The organism is Rhodopseudomonas sp. P1 (assembly GCF_039642825.1).
In the GTDB taxonomy this organism is placed as follows: domain Bacteria; phylum Pseudomonadota; class Alphaproteobacteria; order Rhizobiales; family Xanthobacteraceae; genus Rhodopseudomonas; species Rhodopseudomonas palustris_H.
Genome location: NZ_CP088006.1, coordinates 3462441 through 3484873 on the forward strand (window position 1 = coordinate 3462441; position 22433 = coordinate 3484873).

The window sequence follows — 22433 nt, forward strand, 5'->3', positions numbered from 1 at the left end:
TGTGAGCAAGCCGCGCGACGCGAAGTTTCCGGACAAGGCCACCCTCCTCGCCTTCATCCGTGCCCACCCCGGCAAGGTCGGGACCCGGGAGATCGCGCGCGAATACGGCCTGAAGAACGCCGACCGCGCCGAACTGAAGCGCATGCTGCGCGAGCTCGCCGACGGCGGCAGCATCCGCAAGAGCGGCCGCCGCAAGGTGTCGGAGCCCGCCACGCTGCCGCCGACCCTGCTCGCCGATATCGTCTCGCGCGACGCCGACGGCGAACTGATCGCCACCCCGTCCGAGTGGGACGAGCAGGACGGCGACGCGCCAAAGATCCGCATCCACACGCCGCGCCGGATCAAGCCCGGCACCGCAGCGGGCGTCGGTGATCGCGCGCTGTTGCATGTCGAGACCGCCGATCCGCGCGAGGCCGGCCCCGCTTATGTCGGCCGTATCATCCGCGTCCTCGAGCGCGGCAAGGCCCGTATCCTCGGCATCTTCCGTGCGCTGCCGCAGGGCGGCGGCCGGATGGTGCCCGTCGACAAGAAGCAGGCCGGGCGCGAACTCAACATCGCGGCGCACGATGCCGGCGGCGCGCAGGATGGCGATCTCGTCAGTGTCGACCTGATCCGCACCCGCGGCTACGGCCTCGCCTCCGGCCGCGTCAAGGAGCGGCTCGGCTCGCTCGCCAGCGAAAAGGCGATCAGCCTGATCGCGATCCACACCCACGATATCCCGCAGGAATTCTCCACCTCCGCGATCCGCGAGTCCGAAGCCGCACAGCCGGCGACGCTGAAAGGCCGCGAAGACTGGCGCGACCTGCCTCTGGTCACGATTGATCCGCCGGACGCCAAGGATCACGACGACGCCGTGCACGCCGCGCCTGATCCGGATCCGAACAACAAAGGCGGCGTGATCCTGCATGTCGCGATCGCCGACGTCGCTTACTACGTGCGCCCCGGCTCGGCGCTCGATCGCGATGCGCTGCGCCGCGGCAATTCGGTGTACTTTCCCGATCGCGTCGTGCCGATGCTGCCGGAGCGGATCTCCAACGACCTGTGTTCGCTCAAGCCGGGCGAAGCCCGCGGCGCCCTCGCGGTCCGCATGGTGATCGACGCGCAGGGGCACAAGCGCTCGCATTCGTTCCACCGCGTGCTGATGCGCTCGGCGGCGAAGCTGAGCTACGCGCAGGCCCAGGCCGCGATCGACGGCAAGCCGGACGATGTCACCGGCCCGCTGCTCGAGACCATCCTGAAGCCGCTCTACGACGCCTATGCGGTGGTCAAGCGCGGCCGCGACGAGCGCGATCCGCTCGACCTCGATCTGCCCGAACGCAAGATTGTTCTGAAGCCGGACGGCACCGTCGACCGCGTCATCGTCCCGGAACGGCTCGATGCACACCGGCTGATCGAAGAGTTCATGATCCTCGCCAACGTCGCCGCCGCCGAGATGCTGGAGAAGAAGGCGCTGCCGCTGATCTACCGCGTCCATGACGAACCGTCGGTGGAGAAGGTCCACAACCTCGTCGACTTCCTGAAGACGCTCGATCTGTCGTTCGCCAAAGGCGGCGCGCTGCGGCCAGCGCAGTTCAACCGCATCCTGGCGATGGTCAAAGGCGAGGACTCCGAGCCGCTGGTCAATGAAGTCGTGCTGCGATCCCAGGCGCAAGCCGAATACAGCTCCGAGAACTACGGCCATTTCGGCCTGAACCTGCGGCGCTACGCGCATTTCACCTCGCCGATCCGCCGCTACGCCGACCTCGTGGTGCATCGCGCGCTGATCCGCGCGCTCGATCTCGGCGACGGCGCGCTGCCGCCGAGCGAGACCACCGAGACGCTAGCGGAAGTCGCCGCGCAAATCTCGCTCACCGAACGGCGCGCGATGAAGGCCGAGCGCGAGACCGTCGACCGGCTGATCGCGCATCATCTCGCCGACCGGATCGGCGCCACGTTCCAGGGCCGCGTCTCCGGCGTCACCAAGGCCGGCCTGTTCGTCAAGCTGAGCGACACCGGCGCTGACGGTCTGATCCCGATCCGCTCGCTCGGCGACGAGTATTACAACTACGACGAAACTCGCCACGCGCTCATCGGCTCGCGCAGCGGGGCCATGCACCGGCTGGGGGATGTCGTCGACGTCAAGCTGGTGGAAGCTGCACCGGTGGCCGGCGCGCTGCGGTTCGAACTGGTGAGCAACGCCAGCGTCGAATTCACGCACCGCAAGACTGCACGCAAGACCAAGGGGAAGAGCAAGGCCAAGCTGAAAACCGAGAGCGGCAAGACGGCGCGCGCCAAGCCCGGACGGGTGAAGCCGCGAAAAGCCGCCAAGCCGAAACAAAAAACCAAGTCCGGGAGAGGAAAACGCTGATGAGCACGCTGACCCGCGAGCCGATCGTCTGGCCTCCGCAATCCGCCCCGTCGCAGCAGCGCAACGTCTGGCAGGCGATGTGGCGCGGCTTCCGCGGCCGCTGCCCAAACTGCGGCGAAGGCCGAATGTTTCGCGCGTTCCTCAAGACCGCTGACAGCTGCACTCAGTGCGGCCAGGACTTCACCGGCCACCGCGCCGACGACCTTCCCGCTTACCTTGTAATCGTCATCGTCGGCCACATCGTGGTGCCGATCGCGCTGTCGATCGAGACGCATTACGCGCCGCCGGTGGAATTGCAGCTGGCGATCTACCTGCCTTTCACCCTGCTGGCTTCGCTGCTATTGCTGCAGCCGGTCAAAGGCGCCGTGGTCGGTCTGCAATGGGCATTCCGGATGCACGGCTTCGACGAGACCAACCCGGACCACTGACGGCGCGATTCCCACGCGGCGGCACAACGACGAACAACAACACCAACAAGAAACGACAACGGGAGCGATATGACCGAATCCGCGACACAGACCGAGCCGAAGGTCGAGCAGGATCACCAGGAAGCCAGCCACCACCCCTATTTCCGCCCCAAGGACGCCGCGACGCTGATCCTGGTGGACCGCAGCGGCTCGACGCCCAAGGTGCTGGTCGGCAAGCGCCACGACAACGTCGTGTTCATGCCCGGCAAGTTCGTGTTTCCCGGCGGCCGCGTCGACAAGAGCGACGTCCGGGTCCCGGTCGCAGCGCCGATCCCGCCGGAGCTCGAAGCCAATCTGCTGAAAGGTAGCCCGAAGACCACGCCGTCCCGCGCCCGTGCGCTGGCGATCGCGGCGATCCGCGAGGCCTGCGAAGAGACCGGGCTGTGCCTCGGCTGCAAGACCGACACCAAGGCGAAGCTCGACGGTCCGTGGCAGCCGTTCGCCGAAGCCGGCCTGCTGCCGGATCCGTCCGGTCTATTCCTGATCGCGCGCGCGATTACTCCGCCCGGCCGCATCAAGCGGTTCGACACCCGTTTCTTCACTGCGGATGCTTCGGCGATCGCGCACCGCGTCGAGGACGTGGTGCACGCGGACGCCGAGCTGGTCGAGCTGGTGTGGGTCGAGCTCGGCTCCAAGCCACTCGCCGATCTGCATCCGATGACCAAGAACGTGCTCGGAGAACTCGATCGCCGGCTGGCCACCGGTCCGCTGCGCCACGACGCCGCGCTGCCGTTCTTCCACTTCTACGGCGGCAAGATGCAGAAGGACATGCTGCCGGGCGGCTGAGCGCCCGGCCTGCATCTCACCAGCACACTCGAACTAACGGCGCGACCACCGTGCCGTTAGTTCCAGCAGCAAGGCAATCGCCGCCAGAGCGCCGCCATAGAGGCTCACCACCGTCCAGCCGCCATGCGCCCAGGCGAAGGCCGCGCCGGCCGAGCCGATCGACCCGCCGATGAACATCCCGGTCATGAACACGGTGTTGAGCCGGTTTCGCGCCTCCGGCACCAGCGCGTAGACGATGTGCTGGTTGGAAATCAGCGCTCCCTGCAAGCCGAAATCCAGCACCACCACGCCGATCAGCAGTCCGGCGATGCTGCTCCACAGCCCGAACAGCATCCACGCCACCAAAACCAACGCCGCCCCGATCGCAATCACCGGTCCCGGCCCACTTCTGTCCGCGATCCGTCCCGCGATAGGCGCCGCAAGCACGCCGACCACGCCGACGAGGCCGAACAGGCCCGCCACCTCGGCCCCGAGCCCGAACTTCGGCTCCTGCAGATGCAGCGCCAGCACCGTCCAGAACACGCTGAAGGACGCGAACAGCGCCGCCTGCACGGCCGTCCCGCGCCGAAGATTCGGCTGCTGGCGCCACAGCGTGGCCAGCGACTTCAGCGCGGCACCGTAGCTGATATCGAGGTGGCCGTGATGGCGCGGCAGCAACCACGCCATCAGCGCCGCGGCGGCGAGCGCCGCCGGCACCGCCAGCCAGAACATCTCCCGCCAGCCGAGGTGACCGGCCACAAATCCTGCCACCGTCCGGCTGAGCAGGATGCCGCATAGCAGCCCGGCCATCACCAGGCCGATGGTCTTGCCGCGCCGCTCCGGCGCCGCCAGCGCGGCGGCAAACGGCACAACCTGCTGCGCCACCGACGCGCAGGCGCCGAGCGCCAGCGACGCGGCGATGATCAGCCAGGCTGACGGCGCCAGCGCTACCAGCGCGGCCGCGACCGCCAGAAGCACGAACTGCCCGGTGATCAGCCGCCGCCGGTCGGTCAGGTCGCCGAGCGGCACCAGCAGGAACAGCCCCACCGCATAACCGAGCTGGGTGGCGGTCGGAATCATCCCGGTCAGCGCGGGGTTGCCGAGGTCGCGCTCGATCACCCCCAGCATCGGCTGGTTGTAATAGATGTTGGAGACGCTGATGCCCGCGGCAGCGGCCATCGCCAGCGTCAGCCCCGCGCTCATTGCCGGACCCGGCACCGCTGCCCCGCCGGATCCCGGCTTCGGCGGAGGTTCAGGTTGAGAATTCTCCGCAATGCGCAGGGCCGGCTCACTGACGCTCATCTGGGGCCTTTCGTGACAGAATCGGGGTCGAGGTTCCGAAGATGGGTCGCAGCGCTCCGAAATCGAGGGCGGCCGCAGGAAGATCTGCGATGCGCGGAACGCTGTCTTGTCGGATTTGCCCAGCTTTTGGCCGCTTTGGGTGCGAATTTCAGGGCTTAGAGGCGATTTCGTCGATCCTGCTCGCCTATCCCTGCAGAGAACCTTGACTTTCGGGCAGCCGTGGCTAGTTTGCCGGCCAAACGCGGGTCCTGACGTTCGACCTCGCCTGTTTATTCCCAAATTCGAGGTTTGAGATCATGGCCAAGGCGGTCACCATCAAGATCAAGCTCGTGTCGACGGCCGACACCGGGTTCTATTACGTGACGAAGAAGAACTCGCGCACCATGACCGACAAGATGGTCAAGAAGAAGTACGACCCGGTCGCGCGCAAGCACGTCGAGTTCAAGGAAGCCAAGATCAAGTAAGCCGCTTCGGCCTACTGACGGCATTCCTTCCGCGGGGCCTTCGGGCCCCGTTTCTATTTTCGACGATGATCGGCAGCCTTCGCGCAGCCAGCAGACGTCATCGCCCGCGCAGGCGGGCGATCAAGTATCCCAGAGCGCAAAGATCAACCGCTGAGCTGCGGCATACTGGATCCCCGCATCCGCGGGGGATGACAGCTGTCCAGTAACGTGACGTCGTGCGGGTACTTTGGCTTACGCCGCCGCGGCGACCACGCGATTGCGGCCGTCGTGCTTGGCCCGGTACAGCGCGGTGTCGGCGCGTTTCAGCAGGTCGGGGATCGGCTCGCCCTTGCGCTCCAGCGTCGACAGCCCGATCGAAATCGTGACCTCGATCCGGCGCGCGCCCTTCTCGACTGCAAACGGCTCGCCGGCGATGGCGCGGCGCAGCCGCTCGGCCACCATCTGTGCGACATGCAGATCGGTCTCCGGCATCACGATCACGAACTCCTCGCCGCCGTAGCGGCAAGCGAGATCGATGCCGCGGATCGACTTCTTGATCCGCAGCGCGAACTCGCGCAGCACGTCGTCGCCGGCATCGTGGCCGTAGCTGTCGTTGATCGACTTGAAGAAGTCGATGTCGAGGATCATCAGCGCCAGCGGCTTGCCGCGCGCGCCCGCCTGCTCGGCGAGCGTCGCCAGATGGCTCTCCATGTAGCGCCGATTGTGCAGCCCGGTGAGCCCGTCGGTGATCGCCATTTCGATCGAATGCTGCACGTTGTCGCGCAGATGATCGGTGTAGCGGCGGCGGCGGATCTGGGTCCGCGCCCGCGCCATCAATTCGTTCTTGTCGACCGGCCGCAACAGATAGTCGTTCACGCCGATCTCGAGCCCGCGCAGCAGCCGCGCATTGTTCTCGGCATCGGCGATCGCGAGGATCGGCACATGCCGGGTGCGCTCCAGCGAGCGCGCTTGGCTGCACAGCCGCAGCCCGTCGAAATTCTCCAGCCCCAGCGACACGATCAGCAGGTCGTAATTGCCGTCGGCGGCGTGGAACAGCGCTTCGGAAGGATTGGTCTCGACGTCGACGTCGTGCTCGGCGCTGAGCAGCGGCGCCAGCCGTTCGTAGGACGACGGCCGATCGTCGACCAGCAAAATGCGGCCGCCCTTGCCCTGATCGGCGACCGCTTCGCGCTCCGGCGCCTGCATGCCGATCTCGAGCGAGGTGATCGCCCGCATCCGCAGCTCATCGGTCATCATCTTCAGCCGGGTCAGCGACCGCACCCGTGCGATCAGCACGACATCCGACACCGGCTTGGTGAGGAAATCATCGGCGCCGGCCTCGAGGCCGCGCACGCGATCGGCCGGGCTGTCGAGCGCCGTCACCATCACCACCGGGATGAAATGCGTCTTCGGATTCGACTTCAGCCGGCGACAGACTTCGAAGCCGTCCATGTCCGGCATCATCACGTCGAGCAGCACGATGTCGCATTCGGCGCGCTGGCAGATCTCCAGCGCCTGAATGCCGTTCGATGCGGTGATGACGTCGAAATACTCGGCCGACAACCGGTCTTCGAGCAGCTTGACGTTCGCCGGGATGTCGTCGACCACCAAGATACGCGCTGACACGATACCACTCCTAGCCGATGAACCGCCGGACCGTCTCGATGAACTTGCCGACCGAGATCGGCTTGGACAAATAGGCTTCGCAGCCGCCTTCGCGGATTCGCTCCTCGTCGCCCTTCATCGCGAATGCGGTGACGGCTACCACCGGAATGTGACGGAGTTCGGCATCGTCCTTGATCCAGCGCGTGACTTCGAGCCCGGACACCTGCGGCAGCTGGATGTCCATCAGGATCAGATCGGGGCGCAGCTTGCGAACCAGGTCGAGCGCTTCGTAACCGTTGCTCGTTCCCGCCGTCTGGTAGCCATGGGCCTCCAGCAAGTCGCGAAAGAGCTTCATATTGAGCTCGTTGTCTTCGACGATCAGGACGGTTTTCGCCATCCCGCCCCTCCACTACTCGCACTAAAATGCCCGGGCCGGCGGCCCGCGATCGTTCGACAAGCCGCAAGACTCGGGCATGATTGAATAAAATAGAGACGAGAAGTTACGGAAAGGCAAACACAACCGATGCGAAAGCGGCTTCAAGATCCTCGCCAAGCGGCTGAAATCGTGGCGATTCAGGCGCTCTCCTTCATCGCGGGAGAACCCGAGCGGCTCGGCCTGTTTCTGGCTGAAACCGGGATCGGCCCGGAGACTCTGCGCAGTTCCGCCGCCGATCCGCAGTTCCTGATCAGCGTGCTGAACTTCGTGCTGCGCGACGACGCCACCGCCAAAGCCTTCGCCGACTCGGTCCAGCTCCACCCCACCAACGTCGCTGCGGCCCTGCAGGTGCTGGAGGACAAGCCATGGGAGCGTGACACGCCGTGAGCGGCGACGACCCAGGCGCACGGACTGCACCCGGCTTCTGCCGGGATTGCCTCGCCGACCAGCGCGCCGAGGCGCGGCGCTGCACGGCCTGCGGTTCGCCGCGCCTGCTGCGGCACCGGTCGCTCGGAACTCTGTCGCTCGCTCATATCGACTGCGACGCGTTCTATGCGACGGTGGAGAAGCGCGACAATCCGGAGCTTGCCGACAAGCCGGTGATCGTCGGTGGCGGCAAGCGCGGGGTGGTGTCGGCGGCCTGCTACATCGCTCGCACCTACGGGGTGCGCTCGGCGATGCCGATGTTCAAGGCGCTGGCGCTGTGCCCCTCGGCGTCGGTGGTGCGGCCCGACATGGCGAAGTATGTCCGGGTCGGCCGTGAGGTGCGGCAAGCGATGCGGGCGCTGACGCCGCTGGTCGAGCCGCTGTCGATCGATGAGGCGTTCCTCGACCTGGCCGGCACCGAACGGATGCACGGCATGATCCCCGCCAAGGTGCTGGCGAAGTTCGCCCGCGAGGTCGAGCGCGACATCGGCGTCACCGTCTCGGTCGGGCTGTCGTGCAACAAGTTCCTCGCCAAGATCGCGTCCGATCTCGACAAGCCGCGTGGCTTCGCCGCGCTGGATCAGGACGAAGCCCGCGAGATGTTGGCGCCGCGGCCGGTCGGCTTCATCTTCGGCATCGGCCCGGCCACCGCGTCGCGGCTGGCGAGCCGCGGTTTCCGCACCATCGCGGATCTGCAGCGCGCCGATGAGATCGAGCTGATGCGGCAGTTCGGCGACGAAGGCCGGCGGCTGTGGCGGCTGGCGCGCGGCATCGACGACCGCAAGGTGGTGCCCGATCGCGGCGCCAAATCGATTTCCAACGAGACTACCTTCGAGGACGACATTCGCGACCTCGCGACGCTGGAGAAGATCCTATGGCGCCTGTCGGAGAAGGTGTCGTCGCGGCTGAAAAGCGCCGCTCTCTCCGGCTCGACAATTACTCTGAAACTGAAGACCGCCGACTTTCGCCAGCGCACCCGCGCCCAGACCATCCACGCGCCGACCCAGATGGCCAACCGGATCTTCTCGGTGTCACGCGAGATGCTGAGCAAGGAAGTCGACGGCACCGCGTTCCGGCTGATCGGTACCGGCGTCAGCGCGCTGACCGAGCAAACCGGCCCGGCGGAGGACGACATGCTCGACCGCCGCTCCGCCCACGCCGAACGCGCTATCGACGACCTGCGCAAGAAGTTCGGCGACGCCGCCGTCATCCGGGGCATCGCGTTCGATCGGGTGCAGAAGCCGCAAGGATGATGGCAATCAGTCCGAACGGGCAAGTCATTGCGAGCGCAGCAAAGCAATCCAGAGTGTTACGCACTCACAGATCGACTGCTTCGTCGCATTGCTCCTCGCAGTGACGGATCGCGAGGGCCTTGTTACTTACACGGCTTGTCGGACTTGACCTCGAGCTTGCCCATCGCGCCGGCGAGGACGAAATCGTTGTAGTCGAGCACCAGCGAGCGCGACACGCCGTTCTCGTAGAGTTCGAACGACATCGCATAGACCGGCGTCTGTTCGCCGGTGGCGGATTTGGCGTCGCGATCGTAGTAGCTCACCGTCACCGGCCAGCGCGTCAGCGCCTTCATGGCATCGTCATTGGTGGACGGATCGGGCGATGCCACCGCGCCGCTACCCTTGATCGGCTGCCCGATCACCGTCAGCGTGTTGTAGACCTTCTCGCCGTTGTCCGAGCCGTCATATACCGACAGGTTCAGCAGCGACTTGCCGGCGCGCGCGGCTTCGATGATGCGTTCGATCTGCTCGGTCGGGAACACGGTCGAGCCATCGAGTTCGAACGTCTTCTGCACCGGCTGCTTCAGCTTCACCGTGATATGATCGCCGGTGCGCTCGGCCATGCCGTCGACGTCGCTCTCCTTGGAGTCGTCCATCCGGGTGCCGATCTTGAACCGATAGCTCTTGCCGGCGGCATCCTCCCAGCTCGACGAGCGCAGGTCGCTGAGCGTGTTCTTGCCCTCGCCGCTCTGGATCTCCGACACCTGACGGAAATCGGAGGTGTAGCCTTCGCAGGCGTTGCCGGAGAAATTGTACAGGATGCGGCCGCGCACCGTGCTGATCGAGGCGTTGTTGCGGGTCTTCACCAGGCTGAGGTCGTACAGCGCCTGGTGCGGCAGGAAGTTGATCGCGGGGCCGGCGATGGCTGCCGATCCGCTCGACATGGCGAAGGCCGCCACGATTGCCAGCAGTCCCCGGCTCGGTCGCGTCGTCTGTCGTGACACGGGCATGTCGTCTCCCTGATAACGGTCGGATTAAAATAAGCAGCGGCCGGAGTCGCAGCAACGGCCGGGATTCGTGGACCACCGGATTGCGGTGAAATCACGGAGCAATTTGGCTCAAACCCAATTTGATCGGAACCTGCCGGCCGACACGGTTGCAAGCGGAGCAGGCTTTGCCAGTTGCAGCGGCTTGCTTGCCACAGCCTGCGCAATCGGCCAAACAAGACCGCCCGGCCGAACGGAGCGCCGGGAGACGCGACGAGCAATGGGGATCGGCATGACCGGGGTGATCGAGCAGAAACTGACCGCACAGGGGATCGTGTTGCACGAGCCGGCAAGCCCGGTCGCCAACTATGTCGGCTTCGTCCGCACCGGCAATCTGCTAGTGGTATCCGGGCAGGTTTGTTTTGACGGCGAAGGCAAGCTGGTCGCCCAGGGCAAGCTCGGCGCCGACGTCTCGATCGAACAGGGCAACGCCGCAGCGCGCGCTTGCGCGATCAACCTGCTGGCGCAGCTCAAGGCGGCGCTGGGCGATCTCGACAAGGTGGTGCGTGTGGTGCGGCTGGGCGGTTTCATCAACTCGACGCCGGACTTCGTCGACGGGCCGAAGGTGATGAACGGCGCCTCCGACCTGATGGTCGCCGTGTTCGGTGACAAGGGCCGCCACGCCCGCACCACCGTCGGCGTCGCCTCGCTGCCGGCCAATGCCGCGGTCGAGGTCGAAGGCCTGTTCGAAGTCGCGTAAACCCGCGGGAGACAGAGCGATGCGCGCGCCCGACTGGCTGATCGCCCGACCGGTCGCGCATCGCGGCCTGCACGACCGCGCCCGCGGCGTCGTCGAAAATATGCCCGGCGCGATCAACGCATCGATCGCCGGCAATTTCAGCATCGAAGTGGACATCCAGCTCACCGCCGACGGTGAAGCGATGGTCCACCATGACGACATTCTCGGCCGACTGACCGACGGTGACGGGGCCCTGCTCGGCATGACGGCCGCGCAGCTCCGCCAAGTGCCGTTCAAGGATACGCCCGAGCGGATGATGTCGGTCGGCGAGCTGTGCGACCTCGTCGCCGGCCGCGCGGCGCTGGTGATCGAGCTGAAAAGCCATTTCGACGGCGACCGCAGGCTCGCCCGCCGGCTGCTCCAGGTGCTGGACAGCTACAAGGGGCCGGTCGCGGCAATGTCGTTCGATCCCGACCAGGTGCTGGCGCTGCGCCAGCTTGCGCCGAAGCTGCCGCGTGGCATCACCGCGGAGCGTAGCTATGACGACGCCTATTGGGCGAAGCTCAACGAGGCGCAGCGCGACCCGATGGTGGCGTTGAAGCACGGTCTCAGAACCCAGCCGCATTTCGTCGCCTACCGGGTCGACGACCTCCCTGCCCCGGCGCCGTGGATCGCGCGCAATTTGTTCGGCTGCGCACTGCTGAGCTGGACGGTGCGTACCCCCGAACAGCGCGCCCGCGCCGCCCGCTATGCCGACCAGATGATCTTCGAGGGCTTTGTTCCGTAATCGTGACCGCAACCGGTCTTGAACGAAACGCGGCAAATGCCCAATCTCTGCGGAATGACAGTCAGCAGCGCTCTTTCCACCGGTTCGGCGGTTTGACGACAACATCCGACATCACGCTGGAAGCCGTGTCATCGGTGGATGCGATCTCCGCCGCCGATTGGGATGCCTGCGCGCGCTCCGGAACGATCGTCCCTCATCCGGATGAAGCCGGCGCAGTCGGCAGTGCCTGCACCGCCGCGACAGCCGCCTACAATCCATTTCTCAGCCACGCGTTCTTCGCCGCGCTCGAACAGTCGCGGTCGGCAAGTGCCCGCACCGGCTGGGGGCCGCGGCACCTGATCGCCCGCGAGGACGGCCGCATCGTTGGGCTCGTGCCGTGCTACCTGAAATCGCATTCGCAGGGTGAATACGTGTTCGACCGCGGCTGGGCCGATGCGTATGAGCGCGCAGGCGGCAGCTACTATCCCAAGCTTCAGGTGTCGGTGCCGTTCACCCCTGCAACCGGGCCGCGCCTGCTGATCCGCGATGGCGTCGATCCGGCGCGTGTCGGCGGCGCGCTGGTGAACGGTCTGATGGCGCTGTGCGATCTCAGCAAGGCGTCGTCGGTGCACGTCACCTTCGCGCGCGAGAGCGAGTGGCGCTTCCTCGCCGAGCGCGGTTTCCTGCAACGCACCGATCAGCAGTTTCACTGGCACAATGCCGGCTATTCAAGCTTCGACGATTTTCTCGCGACGCTGAACTCGCGTCATCGCAAAGGCATCAAGCGCGAGCGGCGCGACGCGGTGGCGAATGGCATCACCATCCATCACCTCACCGGCGCGGATATCACTGAGGATGCATGGGACGCGTTCTTTGAGTTCTACATCGAGACCGGCTCGCGCAAATGGGGACGGCCCTACCTGAACAGGGAATTCTATTCCCTGATCGGCCAGAGCATGAGCGAGGACGTGCTGCTGGTGATGGCGAAGCGCAACGGCCGCTGGATCGCCGGCGCGATCAACTTCATCGGCGGCGACACGCTGTTCGGCCGTCATTGGGGCGCGATCGAGCATCATCCATTTCTGCATTTCGAGGTGTGCTACTATCAGGCGATCGACTTTGCGATCACGCGCGGCCTCAAGGTGGTGGAAGCCGGCGCACAAGGCGAGCACAAGATCGCACGTGGCTATCTGCCGCAGACCACCTACTCGGCACACTTCATCGCAGACCCGGCGCTGCGCCGCGCGATCGCCGATTATCTCAAGCGCGAACGAATGTATGTTGACGAGATGGGCCGCGAGCTGACTGAAGCCGGTCCATTTAAAAAAGGTAACATCGCCGATCCGGCTTGACCCGCCTATGCACGGTGACGACAATCGCGCCGCCAAGCCCGGAGCAACCATGACCGCTTACGATCCCGAGAATATTTTCGCCAAGATCCTGCGCGGCGAAATCCCGTGTCACAAAATCTATGAAGACGATCACGTCTTCGCCTTCCTCGACATCATGCCGCGGTCGACCGGCCACACGCTGGTGATCCCGAAAGCACCGGCGCGCAACATCCTCGACATCACGCCCGAGGATTTCGCCCATGTGGCGCGCGGCGCGCACAAGATCGCACACGCGGCGATGAAGGCGTTCAAAGCCGACGGCATTGTGGTGCAGCAGTTCAGCGAACCGGCCGCCGGCCAAGTGGTCTATCATCTGCACATGCACGTGATGCCGCGCCACGAAGGCGTGCCGCTACTGCCGCCGGCCTCGCGCAAGGAAGAGCCCGCGGTGCTCGAACAACATGCCGCACAACTGAAGGCGGCACTGTCACAGAGCTGAGACGGCTACTTCACCATCGAGTGCACGCAGCGATCCGGCTTCAAGTCGATCAGCGGCGTGCCGTCGAGGCAATCGAGGCCGCGCACCAACACGGTCGCGCCCTCGATCCCGACCACCGCCACCGACGAAATCCCGATTGGGTTCGGTCGCAGCGGCGAGCGAAGCGCAAAGGTGCCGCGCGGTCCGTCGATACCGTGGCCACGCTGGATCACCAGATCGCGCCGCGACAGATGCAGCCAGTACACCACCTGGGCATGGGCGAACTTGTCGAGCCCCTGGAGCGCCTGAATCCACGGCTCGAAGATCTCGAGCCGGCACACCGGCCCGTCGTGACTGCCCTGCCGCGGCGTCTCGCCGCGCGACGTCCAGGGCGTGTGAATGCGGCCGATGAACACCAGACCGGCATCGGTCGGCGGCGGCGCCTCGACCACGACCTCGCCTTCGCGGATCTCACCTCTGTCCATCATCATGCGCCTTCTCACTGACAGCCCGGTGTAGCGCGAAACCGCACAGGTTTCACCGCCACCAAAGTTGGCCGATCAGCAGCACCGCCTCGCCCGCCACCACGCCGGCGAAGATCGAGCGGCGCGCGGCCAGAAACACCGCAAGGCCCGCCGCCACTGCACCATAGCGCAGCATCGGCGACACGCTCGCCAGTGCGCCCGGCGGCAGGAACAGGATCTGGGCAATCACGCCCGCCAGGATCGCGGTGGCAACCGCGCGCACCCAGATCAAAAGCTCCGAGCCTTCGTCGATGCCACCACCGAGCCACAGTCCGAGCATCCGCCAGGCTTCGTTCGGCAGCACGCCGGCGAGCACCAGCACCATTAGCGCCTGCCAATTGCCGATGAAGTCGCTCACGCCCGCCTCCGTCGCCGCATCCAGTGCACGCCGTAGGCGATCGTCCCGGCCGAGACGCCGCTGATCAGCACGTCGACGCCGGTATGCAGCAGCGCGACCAGCGGAAACAGCGCCAGCCCGAGCAGCAGCGCGACGACGTCGGCGATTTCGCGGCAGTTGCGCGCGGTCGATAGCAGAAACGCCAGCGGCGTCAGCAGCAGGATCGCAGCGCCGAACGACTGCGGCAGATTCGCCGCGAGCAGAAAGCCGATCACATTGGCAACGAGACACACCAAGACCAGGCCGGTGCCGAGACCATTGGCGAAGGCAACGCGCCGCTCGCGCGGCACCTGCGGCAGCAGACGGAAGCACTCCACCCACATCGTCACCGCGACGAAGTGCGCCGGCAGCACGAGATGCCGCAGCTTTGTAGTCGGGGTCCTCAGCATCGGCAGCACCGACACCACCATGGGAAACAGCCGGATCGCCGACACCGTGACGGCGATCGCCGCCTGCACCGGCGTCGCTCCGGAGCCAAGCGACGAGATCAGGATGATCTGTGCCGGGCCGGCCCACACCAGCACCGTGCTCAGCAGCACCCAACCGAGGCTGAAATGGCTGTCATGGGCGAGCGCACCGATGCCGATGAAGGTCGCGAACAGCACCAGCGTCAGCACACTGCCGCTAGCGGCAATCAGGCCGCGGAGAAAGGCACGGCCGGGGCTGTGCCAGTGCGGCGAAGTCGAGGAGAAAACGGGCATGCGGTCTCTGCGAGTTACGCCCCATACGCGCTGCCCAGGGCGCTGCGGTCAAGGCGCTGCGTTTACCTTAACCATTGGTTTCTCTTCAGTCGAATTCAAGAATCGTCACCACCTGTGATAGCAAAACACAACCATCGCGACAGGAGGCGGGGATGTTCGATCGACGGTGCACAGCTCGCCGGCGTGTTTACTATGGCGGCCGTCTGGTGTTTCAGGCGCGCGCATCCACCTTCGACTGCATCGTCCGCAACTTCTCGGGGAACGGCGCGCAGGTCGAGGTCGACAATCCTGCGGCCGTGCCGGACACCGTCGAGTTGATGATCCCCCGTCAGGGCATCTCCTATTTCGGCCGGATCGTCTGGCGCCTCGAGAACATGGCCGGCCTCGTCCTGGAGACGCCGCGGCGCCACGTGGATTCGCTGCCACTCGACATCGCGCTCCGGTTGCGCGCGACCGAGCGCGTCAATCAGCAGCTCCGCACGCAGCTCAGCGACCTGCGCTCACAATTCTGATCCGCCTCGGCCCGTCAGCCTCGATTGCGCAGCACCAGGCACGCCTGCCCGGCCCGGCGGATCTGCTTGCACAGATCGTCCGCTTCGCCGCGCGTGTCGGCGCCAATCCGTACCTGATAGAACGGCCGGGTGCCGCGGCTGCGGAACAGGCCGCTCAGCAATGTCGGATCGCGCTCGCCGATCACGCCGCTCAGCCGTGACATCGCCCGCGCGTAGCTCGCCAGTGCGCGGTTGCGATTGAACCCGGCGGCGAGCTGCACACCCCAGGGCCGATCGGCTCCGAGCTTCACGCGCTGTTCGAGCTCGGCGACGAACGGATTCGGCGCCCGCTTCAACAGCGCCATCAGCGTTCGGCAATCGGTATCTGCCTTGGTCTCCGGCAGCTTTGCGGCACGTCCCGCCTTCGCCCAGTCCTCCACCGAACTGCCGGTGATCGCGAACACGTAGTCCCGTGTCTGCAGCGGCATACCGCCAGTACCGGCGAGCCATTCCTGCACCCGGCGCGGCCCGGCGTTATAGGCAGCCGCTGCAAGCCCGAGATTGCCGAACTGATCGCGCAGCTCCTTGAGGAATTCGGCTGACTTCGGCAGCGCCTGCACGGGATCGAACGGATCGAGCAGCCGCCGCTCGCTGGCCGTGCCGGGCATGAACTGGGCGATGCCTTGCGCGCGCTTACCACTGCGTGTCACCGGACCCACGGCATCCGGCTGAAACCGGCTCTCCTGCCAGATCACCCGGGCGAAAAACTCCAGCGGCAAATTGTGCGCCTTGGCGGCGGATTCGATCATCAGGCAGATCGACTCCCGCGTACCCGCATCACTGCCCTTGTCGGTGGCATCAGCCGGCTTGTCGCCGGGTGTGGCTTGATTGGGCTCTGCAGCAGGCTTGGCTTGGTCCGCGGCAGGTGCGGGCTTGCTCGGCTCGGCCACAGCCGGCGGCGCGGCGGCGTCCGTCTTTGGCTGTGGCGTATCCTCAGCATGCACGGTCGCGCAGCTGAGCAAGGTCAGCGCGGCCGCAACGGGCGCAAGCCAAGGCGGCCGGATCATGCGCGGTTTCCCTTCAACGGCCGCATTCCTTGACTCACCCAGGCAACGGACTAGCAATTCAACGACGCAGTTTCGGGAACGCATGATGGCCGAAACTGATCCGAATGCCAGCGCTGCGGCCGATGCCAAAAGCTGTGCGAGAGTCTGGGTCGAAACGGCGCAGCGATACCGCAAGCCTCGTTGTCGCCTCGTCTTTCCGGCAATTGCCTGGTCGACCCGTTGGACTAAAACGTCGATTCGAAACGCCACGCGCGAACCACGGCATCGATACCGCAGGTTCGGACTCGCCAGGGGACGACGACCATCAAGCGCAAACAACCAAAACAGCGCCGGCCGAAGAAGAAGCATCACGGCGGTCAGCCGCGACCGGCCGCCGCTGCACGAGCGTTGCCGCCGGACGGTGAGGCCGCTGTCGCATCGAGCGCCGACGAGGCTCAGGCCTCCGCCGCACCTGCAGCCACCAAGCCGGCACCGGCCTCTGCGGAGCCCCGGCCTGCGCCGCCACCGATCAAACCGCAAACCGCGCCGAAGCCGCTTCCTGGCCCGAAGCCGAAGCAACCGCAGACCAAGCAGGCCAGGCCGGTACGTGGGACCGGACAGACTGCACCGGCGCCCGCCGCGGCTCCTGCGGCGACCGCGCGGCCCGCCGCTGCGCGCGCCAGCTTCCTGCCGCTGACGCTGCTGCTCGGCGCCTGCGACAGTCTGTTCGACATGCTGCGCAACCGTCCGCAGCGGCTGCTGCTGTGGGTGCTCGGCCTATACGGCACGCTGTGGTTCATCAGCGCCATTAGCTTCCCCGGGCTGCCCGCCGTCGGCTACGAAATGGCGCTGTTCGGCAGCGAGCTGCAGGGCGGCTATTGGAAGTATCCGCCGCTGGCGCCGTGGCTGACAGAACTCGCTTCGCTCGCCACCGGACGCTGGAACGGCGCACAGCTTCTGCTCGCGCTGGGCTCCGCGCTGATGACGCTGGCGCTGCTGTGGCGCCTTGGCGCCTCGATCTTTGGCCCCAGCGGTGCGACGCTCGCTGTGGCGCTCACCATCCTGATCGGCTGCTTCGGCCCGCAGGTCACCGCCTATGATCCGGCAATCGCCAGCCTGCCCCTTGCGGTCGCTGTGGTGTTACTTTATCGCCGCGCCGTACTCGGCGGCGCGCGGTCGAGCTGGATCGGGCTCGGCATTGCCGCTGCGCTTCTGATCTCGACTAACCATGCCGGCGTTGCACTCGTCCTGGTGCTGATCGGACACTTGCTGCTGACCGCAGATGGTCGCCGCCGGCTGGCGACCAGTGGCGTGGCGGTCGCCGCGGGCGCCTGTTTCGTGGTGCTGCTGCCGCACCTGATGTGGCTGGCGCAGGCCCAAATCGCCTCGCCCGTCGCCGACGACGGAGCGACAGGATTGTGGCCGCGGATCAGTGCGGCGTTCGCTTTCGTGTTCGGCCAGGTCGGGCTCAACCTCGGACTGATCGTGATCGCCGGCCTCGCTTTCATCCCGCGGCTGCCGCTGCAGGGGGAGCCGGCGGACCTCGAACTCACTGCTCCGAGCGCGTTCGATCGCTCGCTGCTGGTCGCAGCGGCAGTGCTGCCGTCGATGCTGGTCGGGCTCGGCAGCGTGTTCGGCTGGTTCACGATCGGCGCCTACACCGGCAGCGCCCTGGTGGCGTTCTCAGGTCTGGCTCTGGTGGCGTTGCTGCCGGCCCGGCTGACGATCCGCGCGCCGCGCCTCGCGATCGCCGCCTGGATGCTGGTGCTGTTCGGCGTCCCCATCGGCTACGCGACCTCGACCTACTCCCGTGCCTATGGCAGCGGGCCGGTGCCGACCGAGCTGTATCCGGCCAAGGCACTGTCGAAAGCGATGCAGTCGGTATGGAAGAGCCGGACCACCCGCCCGCTCGATATCATCACCGGCAGCACGCGCGAGGCCGGTTTCGTCGCAGCCTACGCCTCGCCGCGGCCTTCGGTGTTCATCGACGCCGAGTTTGCCAAGAGCCCCTGGATCACGGCCGACCGGTTGAAGCGTTCCGGCACCCTGGTGGTGTGGAGCACTGACGAGTTCAAACGCACCGACGAGCTGCCGGCGCCGTATCGGACGGCACTCGGCAATGTGCCCCCGGTATTCGGCACCATGGTGCTGCCGCTCGGCGGCGGCAAGCTGAAGGCCTACGGTTGGGCCATGATCCCGCCGGACGGCGTCGTGCTGCCGCCTCCGCCCTCGGCGGCACCGCCAGCGCCAACCGTGACACCAGCGCCGACACCGCCCTCGCCTGCTCCAGCGCCAGCCCCACCTAGCCCGCCTGTTGCCGCTCCAGAGGCACCTCAGCCTGCTCCGCCCGAGGCCGCCGAGCCTTCTGCACCGGCCGCAACGGCGCCTGCGCAGCCATCTGCTCCGCCGGCTGTGGACGAACCGGAAAAGCCGGAAGCGCCTTCTACGGCGGCGCCAAAGGACGAGCAGCCGTCGCCGGCCGGACCGTCACCGACAAGGTCACCGGAATAGCACTCGGTAGCTCCAAAAACGACGAGGCCGGCGATCGCTCGCCGGCCTCGCTGATTGAGATCGTTGGTCTCAGATCAGGCCTTCTCGACCTGATCCTTCGCTTTGGCCTTGCGGGCCGAGCCGCCACGCTTCTTGCCGGGCAGATTTTCCGGCTTCGGCGTCACGGGGCCGTCGAGGAATTCGAAGCCGATCTTCTCCAGTTCGACGCCGGCGACGGCATCGTCCTTGACCAGCACGACCTTGACGTGGCCGCCGCCCTTCAGCCGGCCGAACAGCACTTCGTCGGCCAACGGCTTCTTGATGTGCTCCTGGATGACCCGGGCCATCGGCCGGGCGCCCATCTGCTCGTCGTAGCCATGCTGCACCAGCCACGCCTTGGCGGGCTCGGACAGCTCGATGGTGACGTCGCGGTCCGCGAGCTGAGCTTCGAGCTGCAGCACGAACTTCTCCACCACCATGCCGATGACGTCGGCATTGAGATGCGCGAACGACACGATCGCATCGAGACGGTTGCGGAATTCCGGCGCGAACTGCCGGTTGATCGCCTCGTGGTCGTCGCCTTCCCGCTTGTTGCGCGTGAAGCCGAACGCCTGCCGAGCCAGATCCGCCGCACCCGCGTTCGTGGTCATGATCAGGATGACGTTGCGGAAGTTGACCTGCTTGCCGTTGTGGTCGGTGAGCCGGCCGTGATCCATGATCTGCAGCAGCACGTTGTACAGATCCGGATGTGCCTTCTCGATTTCGTCGAGCAGCACCACGCAGTGCGGATGCTGATCGACGCCGTCGGTCAGCAGGCCGCCCTGGTCGAAGCCGACATAGCCGGGAGGCGCGCCGATCAGACGCGACACAGTGTGCCGCTCCATATACTCCGACATATCAAAGCGCAGCAGTTCGACGCCGAGCGTCGACGCGAGCTGCTTGGCGACTTCGGTCTTGCCGACGCCGGTCGGGCCCGAGAACAGGTAGCAGCCGATCGGCTTCTCCGGTTCACGCAGGCCGGCACGCGCCAGCTTGATCGACGCCGACAGCGCCTCGATCGCCTTGTCCTGACCAAACACTACGCGCTTCAGAGTCTGCTCGAGATGCTTGAGCACCTCGGCGTCGTCCTTCGACACGCTCTTCGGCGGGATCCGCGCCATGGTCGCGACGGTGGCTTCGATTTCCTTGATGCCGATCGTCTTCTTGCGCTTGTTCTCAGACAGCAGCATCTGCGCCGCGCCCGACTCATCGATGACGTCGATCGCCTTGTCCGGCAGCTTCCGGTCATGGATGTAGCGCGACGACAGCTGCACCGCGGATTCGATCGCCTCGTTGGTGTACTTCAGCTTGTGATAGTCCTCGAAGTAAGGCTTCAGCCCCTTCAGGATCGCGATCGCATCTTCGACCGTCGGCTCGTTGACGTCGATCTTCTGGAAGCGCCGCACCAGCGCGCGGTCTTTCTCGAAGTGCTGACGGTATTCCTTATAGGTGGTCGAGCCCATGCACCGAATGGTGCCCGAAGCCAAGGCAGGCTTGAGCAAATTCGAGGCATCCATCGCGCCACCGGACGTGGCACCGGCACCGATCACGGTGTGGATCTCGTCGATGAACAGGATCGCATTCGGATGCGCTTCGAGCTCCTTCAAGACCTGCTTGAGGCGTTCCTCGAAGTCACCGCGATAGCGCGTACCGGCCAGCAGCGTGCCCATGTCCAGCGAGAACACGGTGGCGGCGGACAGCACCTCCGGCACCTCGCCGTCGACGATGCGCTTGGCGAGACCTTCGGCGATGGCCGTCTTGCCGACGCCGGCTTCGCCGACGAACAGCGGGTTGTTCTTCTGCCGGCGGCACAGCACCTGGATCGCGCGGCTGATCTCGGCATTGCGCCCGATCACCGGATCGATCTTGCCGTCGCGGGCCTTCTTGTTGAGGTTGACGCAATAGGTCTCGAGCGCGTCGCCCTTCTTCTTGGAGTCGTCGCCGCCCTTGGTCTCGGTCTCTTCGTCGACACCGCGCACCGGGCGAGCTTCGGACACGCCGGGACGCTTGGCGATGCCGTGGCTGATGTAGTTGACCGCGTCGTAGCGCGTCATGTCCTGCTCCTGCAGGAAGTACGCGGCATGGCTTTCACGCTCGGCGAAGATCGCAACCAGCACGTTGGCGCCGGTCACTTCCTCACGCCCCGAGGATTGCACATGGATCACGGCGCGCTGAATCACGCGCTGGAAGCCGGCGGTCGGCTTGGCGTCCTCAGACCCGTCGGTCACCAGATTCTCGAACTCGGTTTCGAGATAGTTGACCAGGCTGGTGCGCAGCTTGTCGAGATCGACGCTGCAGGCGCGCATGACTGCGGCCGCGTCGGAATCGTCGACCAGAGACAACAGCAGATGTTCGAGGGTTGCGTACTGGTGGTGACGCTCGTTGGCGATGGCGAGCGCACGATGGAGGGATTGCTCAAGGCTTTGGGAAAATGTCGGCATCTCGTCCTCTGTGTCCCCCGCTGATCATGATCGCCGCTGCACCGTGACGCAACAACAACCTTTCCAGATATAGTGTCCAAACCTGATCGCGAAAGACTGGTTCCGTATCAGTCCGTCCACCCAGCAAGCCCGGGAAAACCCGCCAGCTTGGACCAATGCAAAACCTGTTCCGAGTTTGGCGACACGCCCGCTGCTATTTTTTCTCCATGACGCACTGAAGAGGATGTTGATGCTTGCGGGCGAAATCCATCACCTGCGTCACTTTGGTCTCGGCGATCTCGTAGGTGAAAACGCCGCACTCCCCGATGCCGTGATGGTGGACGTGCAGCATCACCTTGGTGGCGGCCTCGACGTCCATCTGGAAGAACTTCTCCAGCACATGAACCACGAACTCCATCGGCGTGTAGTCGTCGTTCAGGATCAGCACACGATAGAGATTGGGGCGCTTGGTGCGCGGCTTGGTCTTGGTGATGACCGAGGTCGACGGAGTGCTCGGGCCGGAACGGCCCCCGTCGCCTGCCATCGCGCGCGGCCGGCTCATTCGGTCGCCGGCAGGGCCGGCAGCGGGGTGGCTTAGAGAAGGTTGCAGCATGGCTTTCGGTATTTAAATCCCCAGGGAACTTCCCAGACGCCGGAACCGCGACCTGCGGTCAGCGCGCAAATGCCGACCACGCCCACAGCGCAGCGGCTCCCGGCACGACGCAGCGGCGGAATACGGTAAATATGGGTCGAGTGCGGTTTTGCTGCAAGCGCGGAAATCCCGGAGGCACACCCCTAGCCTGGGCGCAGGCCAAGCGTCGCCGTTGGAGGCCGCAGGGTTAACCGGGCGTTAGAAGAAACCGGCAAATCCGGCCCATCGCGGTGACGGACCAGCAAGCAAACCGCCCGGCTTCGCGGCATTTATGGCGCAGTTTAGCGAGTTTCTGAGATTCATTTTACGCGGCGTTTATCCATACCGCCCGATCTTGCCCCGCGAAGAGC

General features: G+C 65.7%; 22 protein-coding genes. 12 read left to right on the forward strand and 10 right to left on the reverse strand.

Features of this window, described 5'->3' with window-relative positions; translation table 11 throughout:
* Position 1: 1 nt before the first annotated feature.
* The 3 genes from rnr (at position 2) to LRC39_RS16040 (ending at position 3600) form a co-directional block, all read left to right on the forward strand.
* Positions 2 to 2347, forward strand: coding sequence for a ribonuclease R (gene rnr, locus LRC39_RS16030; RefSeq protein ID WP_346294939.1), 2346 nt, complete (start codon positions 2 to 4; stop codon positions 2345 to 2347).
* On the forward strand, positions 2347 to 2775 hold the full coding sequence (locus tag LRC39_RS16035; RefSeq protein ID WP_107344983.1) for a DUF983 domain-containing protein: 429 nt from the start codon (positions 2347 to 2349) through the stop codon (positions 2773 to 2775). Before rnr ends, LRC39_RS16035 begins: the two co-directional genes overlap by 1 nt.
* A 69-nt stretch (positions 2776 to 2844) precedes the next feature.
* Positions 2845 to 3600: an NUDIX hydrolase gene (locus tag LRC39_RS16040; protein ID WP_346294940.1), complete on the forward strand. Its 756-nt coding sequence runs from the start codon at positions 2845 to 2847 to the stop codon at positions 3598 to 3600.
* Between the two features lie 33 nt (positions 3601 to 3633).
* On the opposite strand, the gene LRC39_RS16045 is transcribed toward LRC39_RS16040, so the two are convergent.
* Complete coding sequence (locus tag LRC39_RS16045) at positions 3634 to 4782, reverse strand: MFS transporter (protein ID WP_346294941.1); 1149 nt, start codon at positions 4780 to 4782, stop codon at positions 3634 to 3636.
* 395 nt (positions 4783 to 5177) lie between these two features.
* Between LRC39_RS16045 and rpmG the strand changes: the two genes are divergently transcribed.
* The gene (gene rpmG / locus LRC39_RS16050) at positions 5178 to 5345 is read left to right on the forward strand and encodes a 50S ribosomal protein L33 (protein WP_011158674.1); all 168 of its coding nucleotides are present in this window, start codon (positions 5178 to 5180) and stop codon (positions 5343 to 5345) included.
* A 231-nt stretch (positions 5346 to 5576) separates the two neighbouring features.
* On the opposite strand, the gene LRC39_RS16055 is transcribed toward rpmG, so the two are convergent.
* The gene (locus tag LRC39_RS16055) at positions 5577 to 6950 is read right to left on the reverse strand and encodes a PleD family two-component system response regulator (RefSeq protein WP_107344988.1); all 1374 of its coding nucleotides are present in this window, start codon (positions 6948 to 6950) and stop codon (positions 5577 to 5579) included.
* A gap of 10 nt (positions 6951 to 6960) precedes the next feature.
* The gene (locus tag LRC39_RS16060) at positions 6961 to 7326 is read right to left on the reverse strand and encodes a response regulator (RefSeq protein WP_011158678.1); all 366 of its coding nucleotides are present in this window, start codon (positions 7324 to 7326) and stop codon (positions 6961 to 6963) included.
* Positions 7327 to 7452: 126 nt separating this feature from the next.
* On the opposite strand from LRC39_RS16060, the gene LRC39_RS16065 reads away from it, so the two are divergent.
* Positions 7453 to 7752 carry a DUF3572 domain-containing protein gene (locus LRC39_RS16065; RefSeq protein WP_107344989.1) on the forward strand — a complete coding sequence of 100 codons (300 nt, stop codon included), beginning with the start codon at positions 7453 to 7455 and terminating at the stop codon, positions 7750 to 7752.
* Positions 7749 to 9044, forward strand: coding sequence for a DNA polymerase IV (locus tag LRC39_RS16070; RefSeq protein ID WP_346294942.1), 1296 nt, complete (start codon positions 7749 to 7751; stop codon positions 9042 to 9044). Before LRC39_RS16065 ends, LRC39_RS16070 begins: the two co-directional genes overlap by 4 nt.
* Before the next feature lie 122 nt (positions 9045 to 9166).
* On the opposite strand, the gene LRC39_RS16075 is transcribed toward LRC39_RS16070, so the two are convergent.
* A complete protein-coding gene (locus LRC39_RS16075; protein WP_107344991.1) occupies positions 9167 to 10033 on the reverse strand; it encodes a cell envelope integrity EipB family protein in 867 nt (288 codons plus the stop codon).
* Between the two features lie 268 nt (positions 10034 to 10301).
* Between LRC39_RS16075 and LRC39_RS16080 the strand changes: the two genes are divergently transcribed.
* The 4 genes from LRC39_RS16080 (at position 10302) to LRC39_RS16095 (ending at position 13344) form a co-directional block, all read left to right on the forward strand.
* A complete protein-coding gene (locus LRC39_RS16080) occupies positions 10302 to 10769 on the forward strand; it encodes a RidA family protein (protein ID WP_263988829.1) in 468 nt (155 codons plus the stop codon).
* Between the two features lie 19 nt (positions 10770 to 10788).
* Positions 10789 to 11535, forward strand: coding sequence for a glycerophosphodiester phosphodiesterase (locus LRC39_RS16085; protein WP_346294943.1), 747 nt, complete (start codon positions 10789 to 10791; stop codon positions 11533 to 11535).
* Positions 11536 to 11627: 92 nt separating this feature from the next.
* Positions 11628 to 12866, forward strand: coding sequence for a GNAT family N-acetyltransferase (locus LRC39_RS16090; protein WP_346297516.1), 1239 nt, complete (start codon positions 11628 to 11630; stop codon positions 12864 to 12866).
* A 49-nt stretch (positions 12867 to 12915) separates the two neighbouring features.
* Positions 12916 to 13344 carry an HIT family protein gene (locus tag LRC39_RS16095; protein WP_107357544.1) on the forward strand — a complete coding sequence of 143 codons (429 nt, stop codon included), beginning with the start codon at positions 12916 to 12918 and terminating at the stop codon, positions 13342 to 13344.
* A 5-nt stretch (positions 13345 to 13349) separates the two neighbouring features.
* Here LRC39_RS16095 and tsaA read toward each other — a convergent pair whose 3' ends face one another.
* Genes tsaA through LRC39_RS16110 form a run of 3 tightly spaced genes read right to left on the reverse strand, consistent with a single transcriptional unit; the run spans position 13350 to position 14945 of the window.
* On the reverse strand, positions 13350 to 13811 hold the full coding sequence (tsaA, locus tag LRC39_RS16100; RefSeq protein WP_107344994.1) for a tRNA (N6-threonylcarbamoyladenosine(37)-N6)-methyltransferase TrmO: 462 nt from the start codon (positions 13809 to 13811) through the stop codon (positions 13350 to 13352).
* A 49-nt stretch (positions 13812 to 13860) separates the two neighbouring features.
* Complete coding sequence (locus LRC39_RS16105) at positions 13861 to 14205, reverse strand: AzlD domain-containing protein (RefSeq protein WP_107344995.1); 345 nt, start codon at positions 14203 to 14205, stop codon at positions 13861 to 13863.
* Complete coding sequence (locus LRC39_RS16110) at positions 14202 to 14945, reverse strand: AzlC family ABC transporter permease (protein ID WP_346294944.1); 744 nt, start codon at positions 14943 to 14945, stop codon at positions 14202 to 14204. Before LRC39_RS16110 ends, LRC39_RS16105 begins: the two co-directional genes overlap by 4 nt.
* A gap of 152 nt (positions 14946 to 15097) precedes the next feature.
* Between LRC39_RS16110 and LRC39_RS16115 the strand changes: the two genes are divergently transcribed.
* Positions 15098 to 15457, forward strand: a complete 360-nt coding sequence (locus LRC39_RS16115; protein ID WP_346294945.1) for a PilZ domain-containing protein — start codon at positions 15098 to 15100, stop codon at positions 15455 to 15457.
* Positions 15458 to 15471: 14 nt separating this feature from the next.
* Here LRC39_RS16115 and LRC39_RS16120 read toward each other — a convergent pair whose 3' ends face one another.
* Positions 15472 to 16503, reverse strand: coding sequence for a transglycosylase SLT domain-containing protein (locus LRC39_RS16120; RefSeq protein WP_346297517.1), 1032 nt, complete (start codon positions 16501 to 16503; stop codon positions 15472 to 15474).
* Between the two features lie 711 nt (positions 16504 to 17214).
* Here LRC39_RS16120 and LRC39_RS16125 point away from each other — a divergent pair.
* Entirely contained in the window at positions 17215 to 18993 is a 1779-nt protein-coding gene (locus tag LRC39_RS16125; protein WP_430624946.1) for an ArnT family glycosyltransferase, read from the forward strand.
* A 74-nt stretch (positions 18994 to 19067) separates the two neighbouring features.
* On the opposite strand, the gene clpA is transcribed toward LRC39_RS16125, so the two are convergent.
* Both clpA and clpS read right to left on the reverse strand, forming a co-directional pair.
* Positions 19068 to 21452, reverse strand: coding sequence for an ATP-dependent Clp protease ATP-binding subunit ClpA (gene clpA / locus LRC39_RS16130; protein WP_346294947.1), 2385 nt, complete (start codon positions 21450 to 21452; stop codon positions 19068 to 19070).
* Between the two features lie 193 nt (positions 21453 to 21645).
* Positions 21646 to 21975, reverse strand: coding sequence for an ATP-dependent Clp protease adapter ClpS (gene clpS / locus LRC39_RS16135; RefSeq protein WP_041810535.1), 330 nt, complete (start codon positions 21973 to 21975; stop codon positions 21646 to 21648).
* Positions 21976 to 22433: the final 458 nt, after the last annotated feature.

What these genes read in the sequence shown, in the direction of transcription:
- clpS (WP_041810535.1), bottom strand. Translation starts at nt 21,975, where the DNA reads ATGGCAGGCGACGGGGGCCGTTCCGGCCCGAGCACTCCGTCGACCTCG.
- LRC39_RS16080 (WP_263988829.1), top strand. Translation starts at nt 10,302, where the DNA reads ATGACCGGGGTGATCGAGCAGAAACTGACCGCACAGGGGATCGTGTTG.
- LRC39_RS16045 (WP_346294941.1), bottom strand. Translation starts at nt 4,782, where the DNA reads ATGAGCGCGGGGCTGACGCTGGCGATGGCCGCTGCCGCGGGCATCAGC.
- LRC39_RS16115 (WP_346294945.1), top strand. Translation starts at nt 15,098, where the DNA reads ATGTTCGATCGACGGTGCACAGCTCGCCGGCGTGTTTACTATGGCGGC.
- LRC39_RS16035 (WP_107344983.1), top strand. Translation starts at nt 2,347, where the DNA reads ATGAGCACGCTGACCCGCGAGCCGATCGTCTGGCCTCCGCAATCCGCC.
- LRC39_RS16075 (WP_107344991.1), bottom strand. Translation starts at nt 10,033, where the DNA reads ATGCCCGTGTCACGACAGACGACGCGACCGAGCCGGGGACTGCTGGCA.
- LRC39_RS16060 (WP_011158678.1), bottom strand. Translation starts at nt 7,326, where the DNA reads ATGGCGAAAACCGTCCTGATCGTCGAAGACAACGAGCTCAATATGAAG.
- LRC39_RS16110 (WP_346294944.1), bottom strand. Translation starts at nt 14,945, where the DNA reads ATGCCCGTTTTCTCCTCGACTTCGCCGCACTGGCACAGCCCCGGCCGT.
- tsaA (WP_107344994.1), bottom strand. Translation starts at nt 13,811, where the DNA reads ATGATGGACAGAGGTGAGATCCGCGAAGGCGAGGTCGTGGTCGAGGCG.
- LRC39_RS16085 (WP_346294943.1), top strand. Translation starts at nt 10,789, where the DNA reads ATGCGCGCGCCCGACTGGCTGATCGCCCGACCGGTCGCGCATCGCGGC.
- clpA (WP_346294947.1), bottom strand. Translation starts at nt 21,452, where the DNA reads ATGCCGACATTTTCCCAAAGCCTTGAGCAATCCCTCCATCGTGCGCTC.
- LRC39_RS16065 (WP_107344989.1), top strand. Translation starts at nt 7,453, where the DNA reads ATGCGAAAGCGGCTTCAAGATCCTCGCCAAGCGGCTGAAATCGTGGCG.
- LRC39_RS16120 (WP_346297517.1), bottom strand. Translation starts at nt 16,503, where the DNA reads ATGATCCGGCCGCCTTGGCTTGCGCCCGTTGCGGCCGCGCTGACCTTG.
- LRC39_RS16040 (WP_346294940.1), top strand. Translation starts at nt 2,845, where the DNA reads ATGACCGAATCCGCGACACAGACCGAGCCGAAGGTCGAGCAGGATCAC.
- LRC39_RS16095 (WP_107357544.1), top strand. Translation starts at nt 12,916, where the DNA reads ATGACCGCTTACGATCCCGAGAATATTTTCGCCAAGATCCTGCGCGGC.
- LRC39_RS16125 (WP_430624946.1), top strand. Translation starts at nt 17,215, where the DNA reads ATGCTGCGCAACCGTCCGCAGCGGCTGCTGCTGTGGGTGCTCGGCCTA.
- rpmG (WP_011158674.1), top strand. Translation starts at nt 5,178, where the DNA reads ATGGCCAAGGCGGTCACCATCAAGATCAAGCTCGTGTCGACGGCCGAC.